Genomic DNA, 12,429 nt, shown 5'->3' on the forward strand with positions numbered 1-12,429 from the left:
CAGGCATCACCCCACCCTACAGCCGCCAACGAACTAACGACTCAGGACACTAGTGTTCCCGTACGCTGCCACCAGACCCACCCAGCGCCCCTCAGGTCCATGCCCGATAGACTTGGACGTAAGTCGCGGCCCGTCCGGGGCCGCCTGCTCCCGGCGTCTGCTGGGGTGATCCCTGAGCTATGCAGGCCGAAGCGGATCTAGCGTTGCTCCCCGCGTAGGCGGGGCTTCTATCTATCAACTGAGCAAGGCACGTCGAAGCTAATAAGTGCTCGTCTCGTCATCACAACACGGAGGTCCTGCCTCACTGCTAAACTCGTCACACCGTGTGGTGCGGCGCGACGCGCCCCACCACACGGTGTCCCACAAGAAAAACCGGGCTCTCGTTGCCGCCTGGAGAGTGCGACGAGAGCCCGGCCTGACCTCTATGGAACGAGGTATACCCAAGATGGTACATGGTGATTCTGCAGGTCACGGCAGCGAAGGCTCTTGGACCGTGGCCGGGCTGCTGGGCGCGGTTCTGGTCGCGGGCACCGGCTCGCAGCTGCCTGCGGATGCCGGGATCCGCGTCGCCGTGGTGGTGCTGGTGCTTGTGGTCACGGTCCTCGGGTGGCTGGGATGGAAGCTGCAGGGCTGCTGCTGGGCGCCGAAGAGGGAGTCGTAGACCGGTCTAGCTATGGGGTGGCGGGCCACGGAGTCCGGTCCGCCACCCTCGACACGCGTTCGAGGTTGCCGTTGCTGTGGTGGCCCTGGGCCTGCGACGGTCTTCTCTAAAGTAGCCGAGGGGGCTTAGTGGTCAGTGAACCCTTGAGTTGTTCTATTACTTCTGACAATGACTTCGGCAACCAATTCTCTGATGCCGCTCGTGTCATCTGGGCGAAATACGATCCTAATTCAAATGAATGGATGTCATTATGGCGGCACATGGCAGATAGTGCGGCCATGGCGGACATGATTTGGAAATCATGGCTTCCTCGGGGGGTTCGTCGCCTCGTTTCTGATTCATTGCCTGGTGGTGAAAGCGATGCCCGGCGCCTGCTTTCCTGGCTTTCTTCTATTCACGACATCGGGAAGGCGACTCCATCGTTTGCCTGCCAGGTTGACTGGCTTGCTGGTCGGATGCAGGGTTTTGGGCTTGAGGTGGCTCGCCGCGAGGAAATGGATCGTCATGGGAGCACTCCTCATGCGCTGGCTGGGCAATTTCTCGTCCAGGAGTGGGTGACGGAAAAATATGGATGGTCGAATCGCTCGGCCATGCAGCTTGGTGCTATCATTGGCGGGCATCATGGAGCTTTTCCTTCATTTGCCCAGATCAATGATCTCGATTCTGATTCTTTTTCGATTCGCGCTCACGGTGCGAGTGGAGAGCGATGGCGACAAGTCCAAAGCGAATTTCTGGTAAAATTCGCAGATGTCTGCGGTGTAAGTGATCGGCTTTCAGAGTGGCGGTCGGTGAGACTTGCCCAGCCTGTTCAGGTCGTCCTGGCTGCCCTAGTGACGCTTGTGGACTGGATTGTTAGCACTCAAGACTGCTTTCCCTATGACAATGGTTTGGAGCTGACCGTATCCACAGCTGACCGGGTCACCGCTGCATGGCGCGCGCTGGATCTCCCCGAGCCCTGGGTTCCTGTCGAGCCCCGCGGGACAGCTGCCGAAGTTTTCGCGACCCGCGTCGCCCCTTCCGCTGACGAGAACATGGATCCTCTGTGGGAGGAGGCGATATGCCTGGCCCGGGAATCCTCGCAGCCAGGACTGGTAATACTCGAAGCGCCAGTGGGCGAAGGGAAGACCAATGCTGCTCTAGTAGCGACCGAGATTGCTGCCGCACGAAGCGGTGCTGGTGGGCTATTCATCGCGATGCCTACACTTTCGGCTGCCCTGGGAATGGAATCTCGACTTCGCGCGTGGCTTTCCCGCCTGCCTCGCAGAGATCACAAGACCTCTCGGCAGTTTCACACGGAATCAGGGGTCGGCCAGGAGGGTGAAGAGTTCCCAGTCGATTGGATTCCCACCATCGTGGGGCTGGATGCGGATGGTGATCCAGGGGCTTCCTCGTCTGTGATTGGTGCGCCGTCCCTCTCGGAAGAGCTGGCCGCTCACCGCTGGCTCCGGGGTCCTAAGCGCGAACTTCTGGCGCCCTTTGTCGTAGGGACGATCGATCAGCTTCTCGGTGCAGCAGTGGAGAGTCGCCATGCTGCTCTGCGCCACTTGGCGCTGGCCTCTAAGGTGGTGTTGATCGAGGATCCGGGTTCATGCGGTGCTCCCACTGATGCATTCCTGGAACGGACGTTGACATGGCTGGCCGGCTATCGGGTCCCCGTGATCATATCGAGTACTGCCCTCTCGGCCCCGCGTCGTCGCGCTTTGGCCGAAGCCTATGCCGGAGCTTCGCCCGATACCGAGCAGCTCGGGAGAGTAGAGGGATATCCGTTGCTGACTTCGATCGCTCCCGGGAACCGGCTCACCACTAGACTCCCGGTCCAGTCGGCGAGTCCGGCCGCACCGATTCGCTTGGAGCAGCTTGACGAGGACGAAGGCCAACTCGCTGATCGGCTCGCCGGTGAGGTCGCTGAGGGGCGCCTCGTGCTGGTGGTGCGCAACAGCGTGGACCGTGTTCTGCACACAGCGGAGCATCTCCGCGAGCGCTTTGGAACCGCGCATGTCACGGTCGCGCATTCCCGCCTTGTCGCAGACGACTGGGAACGCAAGAGGTCCGAAATAGGCGACCTCCTCAGAGACCGGCGCGGCACAGGGCATATTATTGTGGCGAGTCCGGTCATCGAGCACTTCGACGATTTCGACGTCGATGTACTAGTCACCGACCTCGCCCCTGCCAAGCCACTACTGGAGCGGATAGGTAGACTGCGTCGCCACAGCACCGAATCCAGACGGAATTCCGCGCCTCCCCGGCGTTGCGTGATCACGGGGGTCCACTGGCAGGCACTGCCACCGGAACCCGTTCAGCAGGCATGCCATGTCTATGATCGGTATGTGCTGCTGCGCTCGCTGGCGGCACTTGAGCCGTATCTGGACGCCAGTGCAGTGGACGTGACCGAGTTCACCTTCAACCTTGTCCGGAATGCCCATAAAGACCCTCATGAGTGCCCGGCTGCTTGGGCGCCGGCCCTCGCCCACGCCCAGGAGGAATATCAGTCACGCAGTGCTGAGGAGCGGGCCACAGCCGAAAGGTGGCTGATGAAGGATATTGGCCGTCCTGGCCGCTCACTGGTCGGCTGGACGGAGCCGGATGTGGGGGATATCGCCGATACCCCCGCAGGCCGGGCCTTGGTTCGCGGCGAACCGGCTCCTGTGGAAGTCCTTGTTGTTCAGCAGTCTCACGGCGGGACTCTGACAACTTTGCCTTGGCTCGGGAAAGGACGAGGCGGACTAGCGGTTCCGCGCGGGGGTCTGCCCGAGCCGCCGGTTGCGCGAGTGGTCGCGGCCAGCCGGTTAAGACTGCCCCACTTTTTTTCCCAGGAGGGGATCCGAGAGCAGGCGATCCAGGAGCTGGCAGGGATGACACCCCCGGCATGGCAGGTGGATCATTCCCTGTGGCTGGCCGGGAAACTGGTCCTGGTTTTGGATTCTGAGGGGCGGGCTCGACTCGCGGGGTACGATCTGCAGTACACCCCCGGTGATGGTCTGATGGTCGTACCGGCGGCCTCTCCCGATCTCCGTCTGGTCGGGGAGAGTGCGTCTTTCGATCTCACCTCACGCCCCTGGATTCCCGTTCAGCGGTCGGACGGTTCGATAGCCGACCTGTCATTGCGGCAGATCTTCGCCGAAGCCGGGGCGGTGCGGCGTGTGGTCGGTGACGTCGCTACCCAGGAGTTCGCGCTGGTGCGGCTATTGCTGGCCATCGCACACGACGCAGTCCGGCCCGCCAACCTGGATGAGTGGGAAGACCTGTGGACGGACAACGATCCATTCGCTGTGGTGGCCGAATACCTGGATCGGCACCGCGAGCGTTTTGATCTCCTGCATCCCCGCACTCCCTTTTTCCAGACAGCCGACCTGCGCACAGCCAAGGACGAGGTGGCGTCGCTGAACCGGATCGTGGCAGATGTCCCGGTCGGCAGGTCCCTGTTCACAACGCGGGCCTTCGGAGCTCAGCGCCTCACCTTCGCCGAGGCCGCCCGATGGCTGGTGCATGCTCATGCCTTTGATCCCTCCGGAATCAAGTCAGGCGCAGTAGGCGACCCTCGCGTGAAGAACAACAAGGGATATCCCCAAGGCGTTGCCTGGGCGGGGCACCTCGGGGGGGTCTTCGTTGAAGGCGCCACACTCCGCGAGACGCTCCTGCTCAACCTCATTCCCGGCGACGCCGCCCGGCCAGTCACCGCTTGCGACAGCCAGCCAGCGTGGTGCCACAGCCCCACTGGGCCGGCACCGTTGAGCGAGGAAGAGCGTGCCTTCCGACCTCGCGGCCCCCAGGACATGTACACCTGGCAGTCTCGGCGGGTGCGGCTGCACTTCGACCATGAGGGAGTGCACGGTGTGGTGCTGTGCTACGGCGATCCCCTCAGCCCAGTCAACCAGCACCAGCATGAGCCCATGACCGCCTGGACACGCAGCCCGGCCCAAGAACGCAGACTCCACACATCGCCGGTGTACATGCCCCGTGCCCACGATTCCGACCCCTTTGCGTGGCGATCCCTGTCCACGCTGCTCCGGGACGCAACCCCGCCCAGCAACAGCGCGGCCGACGGCGACAAGCCGCAGAGCCTGCGGCCGGCAGTGGTGGATTGGGTGGCCCAGGTGATCACCGAAGGCGTGATCGCTCCCCGTCATCTCCTGCGGCTTCGGACGATCGGCGTCCGCTACGGCACCCAGCAGTCGGTCATCAGTGAGCTGATCGATGACAGCGTGCCTCTGCCTGGACTCCTGCTGCACGAGCAGGACCTGCGCTATGCCGAAGCCGCGCTCGGCGCGGTCAGCGACAACGAATCGGTGGTCACTGCTCTGGGTGATCTCGCCGCCGATCTTGCTACCGTGGCCGGTCGGCCGCCCGGGCGCTCCCGTGAAGATGCCCGATGGCAGGGCTTCCATGCCTTGGACGCTGAGTTTCGTAACTGGCTCCATGACCTGGCAAGCAGCCGCGACCCCGCGCAGGAGCGCCGAGCCTGGCAGCAGCAAGCGCATCGCACCATCACCGACCTGGCGCAAAGGTGGGTCGCTCATGCAGGCTCGGCAGCCTGGCAGGGCACAATCGACCGCGTCTCCGACTCCGTACACCTGGTGGATGCCGCCACAGCCGAACAGCGGTTCCGCGCTCGCGTGAACCAGGCATTGTCTGGTCGCTTCGCGATCGACAGCAGCAGTGAAGGGGAGACTGCCGATGGTCATGCCGCAAGGGGCCAGGGGGCCGCGGCCGCTCGCCCTTCCTCAGCGTGGGCCTCCACTACTCACGAGGATGCGATGCAAGCGACGGTGCGTGACACCACGAGCATGCGAATCGACCTCCTCCAGCGCGGTTATCGCCGCTCCCGTCCCGAGGCCCAGACTGTCGTTGCCCGGCTGCGGAAAGCTACGGGCACACCCCTGGATAGCCTTCTTCCTGATCTCCGGGAGGGTATGGATCTCGGTTGGGTCGATGTGCCCGCTTTCACCGAGGACCAGAAGGCGTGGGTCGATAACGCAGTCCACCTCGTGATGACCTTGTGGGCTGTTCACCAACAGGCACGGCAACAGGCCAATATGCACGTGGTGAATGGACCGACGCTGGGTGGCGCCACCGCCCGGTTGATGAGGAACAGCGCAGCCGATGAACCTGCGTTCCGGCGGTTCTCACTCACCACGAGGGCATCATCGCTCACTGTCCTTCGCCGAAGGTTGCTCGACTTGGTGCTGTGGCTGCGCCAAGAGCTCATTCCTTTGGACTATGGGCTGCTCGCTGCCCAGGTCTATCGCTGGCAACAACCCGGCGGCCAGTCCCAGGTCCAACACGAATGGGTGCGCGGTTTCCACGCCCGTCAGAGGCGAAGCCCCTTCCAGCCCTCAACGCGTTCCAACACCAGTCATGCGAAGGACCTCATGTGAACCGCACGATCGTTGATCTACACGCCCTGCAGACCCTCCCGCCGAGCAACCCTAACCGCGACGACGTCGGAGCGCCCAAGACCGGCATCTACGGCGGGGCCCTGCGTGCCCGGGTATCTAGCCAGGCGTGGAAGCGCGCCATACGCCACTCTCTGGCGCAGATCCTGGAACCCGGCGAACTCGGGGTGCGTACCAAGCAGGCTGCAGCACTCCTCGCGGCACGCATCACAGCCATGAACTCTTCCCTGACCCATGCCCAGGCCGCCAGGGCAGCCCGGGAGGCGATCAAGGCGGCCACCGGTTCCAAAGTGGAGGTCTCGCGCCGGCGAAGCGACGATGCTGCCGGCGAGGAGGACACCGTCCCAGAGTCGGCGGCCCTTCTCTTCTTCAGCACCCAGCAGCTTGATGGCCTCGCCCGCCTCGCCGCAGACGGAGTTAATACCCCTGGCGGAATCGCCAAGTATTTTCAGGACAAGCACATCAAGGAACGAACCCGCGAACTCGCCCAAACCGGGGCATCAGTCGATATCGCGCTCTTCGGGCGGATGGTCGCCGAAACCGCCGACCTCAATGTTGAGGCGGCCACCCAGGTCGCCCACGCCATCAGCGTGCACCCCGTCGAAATCGAGTCCGATTTCTATACCGCCGTCGACGACCAGACCACCCCCGCAGAACCGAGTGCGGCAATGATCGGCACCGTCGAGTTCAACTCGGCCACCTTCTATCGCTACGCCGCCCTAGACGTGGACCAGCTCGCCCGCAACCTTTCTGCAGGTGCTCCCACCGCCGATCTCAGCGCCACTCTTCTGTGCCGCGCCGTAGATGCATTCGTCCACAGCTTCGTCACCTCACTGCCCACCGGCAAGATCACCGCTTTTGGGCACAACACCCTGCCGGATGCCGTCATCATCACTCTGCGTACGGCGCGCGCCGTCAGCTTCGCTGGGGCGTTCGAACGACCAGTCCACGCCACAGGTGACGGTCACCTCCACGCAGCCTGCCAGGCGCTGGCCGACTACATTCCCGCCCTCGAACGCGCCTACGGTGTCAATGACATGCTGCATACTTGGGTCCTGCGCGTTGACCGCAACACCGAACCCCTCGCTGGCCTAGGGACTGAACTGCCCTTGGCCCAGCTCACCCAGGAAGTCGGTGCCGCCGCGACCGAACGGCTAGTGGAGCATCGATGACCGTTCTCATGCTGCAATTGGCTGGTCCGCTGCAAGCCTGGGGCTCTGCGGCCCGTTTCAGTCGGCGAACCACCGAATCCGCCCCCACCAAGAGCGGCGTCATCGGACTCCTCGCCGCCGCCCAGGGTCGACCTCGCGACACAGACCTCTCCGATCTCGCCGCCCTACGCTTTGGTGTGCGCATCGACCAGCCCGGAACCCCGATCCGCGACTTTCAAACAGCCCACCACCCGCACACGGGAACAGCAATGCCCGTCTCTGAGCGCTACTATCTCGCCGACGCCGTATTCCTCGCCGCGCTTCAAGGCGACGGCGACCTCATCACCGCACTGCACACCGCCCTGGACGCCCCCGAATTCCTGCCCTACCTCGGACGGCGCTCCTGCCCCCCCACGCGGCCCTTGAACCTCGGCACCCGAGGCGAAACATCCCTGCTGGGAGCCCTGGAGGACGAACCCTGGCGCGCCGCCGAGTGGTATCAGCGGCAGTACACAGACCAACCACTGGTTACCTTGACACTGCACACCGAAGCCCTTCCTGGTGAGTACTCGGGGCAAGACTTCAACGATCAGCCAATAAGCTTCGATCCCCGCCACCGGCGATATACCCCTCGCAGAAGTCGTTCAGCGACAGTCGACGTCCGCAACCCCTACGCCGAGCCGCCGAGGCAAGCCGCGCCAGAGCACGACCCCACCTCCTTGCTCCAACCAGTGGACGATGCGTGATGTACCTGACCGAGTTCCAGTTCAACCCCGCACGCCCCCAGGCAAGCCGCCTGCTGTCCTCACCCCAGGTACTCCACGCCGCGATTCTGGCATCTTTTCCCGACCCGCCACGCTCAGGTGACAACAGCCCGCGCGTCCTATGGCGCCTGGACCGAAACTCCCCGACCCGCGTGACTCTCTATATCACCAGCCCAGCCCGTCCCGACCTCACCCACCTTGTCGAGCAGGCAGGCTGGCCCACCACAAGCGGATGGCAAACCTACGACTACCAACCCTTCCTCGACCAGCTCGCCCTTAACGACATTTGGTCCTTCCGGCTCACCGCCAACCCTGTCCACAACACCCGCCGCACACCCACCGAACCCACCAAACCGACCGCGCACCTCACACCCCACCATCAGAAACTATGGCTGCTTCAACGACAGACAGGCGCAGGGTTCGAAGTGCTGGCCGCACCAACCACTCCCGACACCGCCACGGCTACGGACCATCTGAGCCTCAGAATCCGTAACCGACAGAAACTCCATTTCGAAAAGACGGGGTGCTCCATTGGTGTGCAGCGGCGCATTACCTTGTACACCGCCACTTTCGAAGGAGAACTCCGCGTAACCGACCCCGATGCTCTACGGCGCACACTTACCATTGGCTTGGGTCGCGCGAAAGCCTATGGGTGCGGGCTGATGACTCTTGCTCCATCTGTATGCGCCTGAATTGGGGAATCTCTGAACCCTTGTTGTGACCCACATCCTGGACACTGGATGAATCCTCTATGGCGCTATCGGAGAGCCGAGGCGGAGGTCTCGATGGTGAAACACCCCAGCCATGACCAGAAACTGAGCAGCCTTGTGCGGAAACTAGTTATGGACCTTGCGGATACCTGCAGGCACAAGGATCTCGGTCCTGTGTGTGCCGACCTGGGGCTGTCCGTTCCACCGGTCGTGGCTCCCGGTGCTGGGGAGCAGACCTCCGGCCCGACGAAGCGAGAGCGTCTGGTACAAGCGATCGCGCAAATCGAGCCGGACCAGTACCCTGCTGTGCTTGAGCGCTTCCTCGACCGCGGACTTGCACCAGAGCAGCGCAACCAGGCGCAGGACCTGCTGTGGGAACGCCGGCCGGGGCCGGAAATCACTGAGCGGGTGCGGCGCGAGATCGCTGACGCATTGGAGCGCAATACCCCGATTTGGGAGGACTTTGAGGGGTTCATGGCCATGCTCAGGCAGTTGTGGGTTCTGGAGTCGGAGCTCGCCCTGTGGACCGGCAGTAGCCTGGCCAGTGAGATCGAGCGACACATGGTCCGGAATGATGACTGGACGGTGCTCGACCTCTTCAAGCAGCTCGGTGCGCTGACCAGCTCGGACCGCCGGTTCATGTTGTTCATCGAAGGTGTCCTCTCCGGAGCCGTCAATCCTAATGAGCGCCGCCAGCGTGCCTTAGCCGAGGCGATCACCCCGCCGCTGGCCCGCGACGGACTCAAGGTCATCGAGACCGGAAGCACTGGCGGCTACCCGGACTTCTCCATTGTTCCCAGGGGCTTACGGGCCCGTCCGCCACAGTTAATCCTTTTCGCTTCGAGGGCCACCAAGCCCGACCTGCGCCTACGCGAGGTCCTTGACCAGGAAATCGAGATCGTCGAATCGACCAGCGACGTACTCCGCTACGACCGCCCGATCCCAGAAGAAGGCTTGATGTGGGACGACCTCCAAGCGTGGTGGGCAGAACGAGAGCAGCTCTCCCTTGAGGAGGCCAAGGGCAGCCTCTGGCAACGGCTTCGATGTGCCCTACCCGTGAATTCTCCGCCGCAGCAGGCGCTGTTCGAGGAGTACCACCGGATTTGCGGACAACGTCAACATGAGCATGGGAAGAAGTTACCGGCGCTGCTGCCTGAGGTGTGGCTGCATTGGGACCCTGTCGCCAAGTCAGCCCGGGGCGACGAGGTGATGTTGACCCAGCGGCTGGACTTCCTCATGCTTCCCTCCGCCCACCGCCGCATCGTGCTCGAGGTCGACGGTGACCGGCACTACTCCAAGCACGGTCGTCCCAGCCCTGCCGTCTACGCTGAGACCGTCCGCGGTGATCGCGATCTGCGCCTCCAGGGTTATGAGGTCTATCGATTCAGCGGCCACGAGCTGATGTCAGGCCGGGCGGAGGGCACGGTCGCCGAGTTCTTCGGTCGGCTTTTGGGTAGCGCTCAATAGTGGCCCCAGGTAGCACTATTCCGCTCCGTGTACTTAGGTCATGGCGTCAGCGAGGCTCGGTCGGATCGAAATCTGGCGCTGGTTCATTCTCCACACCTTGAAGTAGGCGTTAGCGTTTTCCCGGGAGCGTCGACGCGACCTGCACGAGCAGGGCCCCGGCCCCTATCAGGGCAACGGCCCAATTCTGTAGGCCGTGGTGGCGGTAGGCGGTCGCGCCCGCCACGCCGGAGTGCTCCGCGTGCCAAGGCCGCGCATCGGCCTCGGCCAGCTCGTCCACCAGGGTCTGGTTCAGAATGGGGTTCCTTGTGCTGGTAGAAGTCTGCTTCGAACTCCAGAGGCGGGACCAGACCGATCGCTCCATGCTGCCAGCAGTGGTTGAACCAGGCCACGTCCGAGGCCACCGCGTTCTACGTCGTGGCGGCCCCAGTCATCGAGGTCGATGGCTTGCGGGCGGTATGTGCGACAAGGCTGGCGCTGCGCCGTGACGATGCTTAGAGCGATTCTCGCCGAATCGCGTTGATGAAGGCGGTCCAGGCGGCGGGGGGCAGGGGGAGCTGCGCTCCCGCGGGGTGCTTGCTGTCGCGGAGCGCCCTGCCGCCGGCGGGGAGGTCCGTCACCTGCACGCAGTTGCCCTTGCCTCCGGTGTAGCTGGAGACGTACCAACGGAGCTGCTCTGTCGCGACCCGGTTCTTCATGGGGGTGTTCGAACCTTCTCTTCGCGGGTCAGCCGGTCTGTTCGAGCGCATCCTTGATCAGCTCCTTCGTGTCTTCCGGGGAGGCGGCGCGCTGCTGCTGGCCGTCGAAGGTGGCCGAGTGCAGGGCGATCTCTTCTTCGGCTTCGAGGTAGATGGCGCCGCCGCAGTACTCGACGTAGGCCAGGGCGTAGTCGGTGTCGACCACGGTGTAGTCCAGCAGCACGAACGAGCCGTAGCTGGCCGGGTGCGCTCCGACTGCGAAGGGCAGCACCCTGAGGTCGATGTTGTCCTGTTCGCACGTCGCAAGCAGGTGCTCGAGTTGGGCGCGGAGCACGTCGGGTCCGCCGACGCGGCGCCGCAGCGTTCCCTCGTTGATGACGGCGGACAGCTGGGCGGGGGCGTCCTCGCGTGTGAGGATCTCCTGGCGGCGCTGTCGGAGGCTGACCGCTTCCTCGATCTCTGCTGTGGAGCCCGGTGCCGGGATGTCTTGTTCGGCGATGGCGCGGGTGTACTCCGGGATCTGCAGCAGTCCAGGGATGAGGTCCGCCTCGTAGGTGCGGATGCGGTGGGCTGCAGTCTCGACACCGACGAAGAGGTTGAACCAGTCCGGCATCGCGGCCTTGTACCGCTGCCACCAGCCCGGCTTCTTGGCGGCGTAGGCGAGTTCGATGAACGTCTCGGCCACATCGTCGGGGACGCCGTAGTACTGGAGCAGCCGCTGGGTGTCCCCAGGGGATATGGAGGTCTCGCCGCGCTCGACGCGGGAGAGCGTCGCCTTGCTGAAGCCGGCGACCGCCGCGGCCTGCGCTGCGGTGCGTCCTCCTCGGGACTGCCGAAGGAAGTTGGCCAGGCCCAAGCGGGCGACCATGGGGCTGCCGACGGACACTGAGCGACTCCTCCGCAGGGCGGGATGGGCGCCTTCAGTGTCCCGCGCGATCACCGAGAGGGGCAACTTATTGCAACGCCCGAACTGAAAATCTCAGTATGGGTGTTGCCTTTCGTGTGATCTCAGTGACACACTCGAGGCTAGCTGGACATGACCGGGCCCACACCCGGTTCGCCCGATCGAGGTGATTGACGATGGCGACACCAGCAATGCCCGCAACGGCACTGATCTGCGCCCCCGTTGACCGCTTCCATCACGAGCGCCGCGGCGGTGCTGGTGAGCGCAGAAGCGGCCGAGGAACCCGGATCAGGAGAGCAGGGGCAGCGACCAGTCGGCGGCGGCACCGTCCTTCCCGTATCCGCCCCTACGTGACCAACCATGCCGACGGCGAAGCGATTCAGTCCGTTCCGGCAGATGCCACCACTCGAATGGAAGGCCCGCAGCGTGAACGATCGCCGCACAGTCGACAGCCCGTTGCTGACCCCTGCGGAGGTGGCGGCCATGTTCCGCGTGGATCCCAAGACCGTGACCCGCTGGGCCAAGGCAGGCAAGCTGACCAGCGTCCGGACTCTCGGTGGCCACCGGCGCTACCGCGAAGCCGAGGTCCGAGCCCTGCTCGGGGACCCGGGAACTGAGCGGCAGTGGACCTTCTAGCCGAAGGGCACCTCCAGGCTGCGGTCAGCCTCGAGGCGATGCGAAACG

At 63.9% G+C, this 12,429-nt stretch carries 9 protein-coding genes; 7 read left to right on the forward strand and 2 right to left on the reverse strand.

Annotation, left to right across the window (positions count from 1 at the left end; genetic code table 11):
• Window positions 1–493: 493 nt before the first annotated feature.
• The 6 genes from O4U47_RS21725 to O4U47_RS21750 all read left to right on the forward strand — a co-directional run bounded on the left by O4U47_RS21725 (window position 494) and on the right by O4U47_RS21750 (window position 10,146).
• A complete protein-coding gene (locus O4U47_RS21725; protein WP_270679773.1) occupies window positions 494–661 on the forward strand; it encodes a hypothetical protein in 168 nt (55 codons plus the stop codon).
• 128 nt (window positions 662–789) lie between these two features.
• A complete protein-coding gene (gene casA, locus O4U47_RS21730) occupies window positions 790–6,036 on the forward strand; it encodes a type I-E CRISPR-associated protein Cse1/CasA (RefSeq protein WP_270679774.1) in 5,247 nt (1,748 codons plus the stop codon).
• The gene (gene cas7e, locus O4U47_RS21735; RefSeq protein ID WP_270679775.1) at window positions 6,033–7,226 is read left to right on the forward strand and encodes a type I-E CRISPR-associated protein Cas7/Cse4/CasC; all 1,194 of its coding nucleotides are present in this window, start codon (window positions 6,033–6,035) and stop codon (window positions 7,224–7,226) included. The genes casA and cas7e overlap by 4 nt, the downstream gene beginning before the upstream one ends.
• Window positions 7,223–7,951, forward strand: a complete 729-nt coding sequence (gene cas5e / locus O4U47_RS21740; RefSeq protein WP_270679776.1) for a type I-E CRISPR-associated protein Cas5/CasD — start codon at window positions 7,223–7,225, stop codon at window positions 7,949–7,951. The genes cas7e and cas5e overlap by 4 nt, the downstream gene beginning before the upstream one ends.
• Window positions 7,951–8,661: a type I-E CRISPR-associated protein Cas6/Cse3/CasE gene (cas6e, locus tag O4U47_RS21745; RefSeq protein ID WP_270679777.1), complete on the forward strand. Its 711-nt coding sequence runs from the start codon at window positions 7,951–7,953 to the stop codon at window positions 8,659–8,661. The genes cas5e and cas6e overlap by 1 nt, the downstream gene beginning before the upstream one ends.
• A gap of 150 nt (window positions 8,662–8,811) precedes the next feature.
• Window positions 8,812–10,146 (forward strand): AbiJ-related protein, encoded by a 1,335-nt coding sequence (locus tag O4U47_RS21750; RefSeq protein WP_270679778.1) that lies wholly within the window; start codon window positions 8,812–8,814, stop codon window positions 10,144–10,146.
• 491 nt (window positions 10,147–10,637) lie between these two features.
• On the opposite strand, the gene O4U47_RS21755 is transcribed toward O4U47_RS21750, so the two are convergent.
• On the reverse strand, window positions 10,638–10,841 hold the full coding sequence (locus O4U47_RS21755; RefSeq protein ID WP_270679779.1) for a DUF397 domain-containing protein: 204 nt from the start codon (window positions 10,839–10,841) through the stop codon (window positions 10,638–10,640).
• Window positions 10,842–10,869: 28 nt separating this feature from the next.
• Complete coding sequence (locus tag O4U47_RS21760) at window positions 10,870–11,727, reverse strand: helix-turn-helix domain-containing protein (protein ID WP_270679780.1); 858 nt, start codon at window positions 11,725–11,727, stop codon at window positions 10,870–10,872.
• Window positions 11,728–12,141: 414 nt separating this feature from the next.
• On the opposite strand from O4U47_RS21760, the gene O4U47_RS21765 reads away from it, so the two are divergent.
• Window positions 12,142–12,381 (forward strand): BldC family transcriptional regulator, encoded by a 240-nt coding sequence (locus tag O4U47_RS21765; protein ID WP_270679824.1) that lies wholly within the window; start codon window positions 12,142–12,144, stop codon window positions 12,379–12,381.
• The last annotated feature ends 48 nt before the right edge of the window (window positions 12,382–12,429 follow it).

Origin of the sequence: Nocardiopsis suaedae (assembly GCF_027706745.1) — a bacterium.
GTDB lineage: Bacteria > Actinomycetota > Actinomycetes > Streptosporangiales > Streptosporangiaceae > Nocardiopsis_A > Nocardiopsis_A suaedae.

Bases quoted from the DNA above. Each gene is read 5' to 3' on its own strand.
- cas6e (WP_270679777.1), top strand. From the start codon at position 7,951: ATGTACCTGACCGAGTTCCAGTTCAACCCCGCACGCCCCCAGGCAAGC.
- O4U47_RS21750 (WP_270679778.1), top strand. From the start codon at position 8,812: ATGGACCTTGCGGATACCTGCAGGCACAAGGATCTCGGTCCTGTGTGT.
- O4U47_RS21765 (WP_270679824.1), top strand. From the start codon at position 12,142: ATGCCACCACTCGAATGGAAGGCCCGCAGCGTGAACGATCGCCGCACA.
- O4U47_RS21755 (WP_270679779.1), bottom strand. From the start codon at position 10,841: ATGAAGAACCGGGTCGCGACAGAGCAGCTCCGTTGGTACGTCTCCAGC.
- cas5e (WP_270679776.1), top strand. From the start codon at position 7,223: ATGACCGTTCTCATGCTGCAATTGGCTGGTCCGCTGCAAGCCTGGGGC.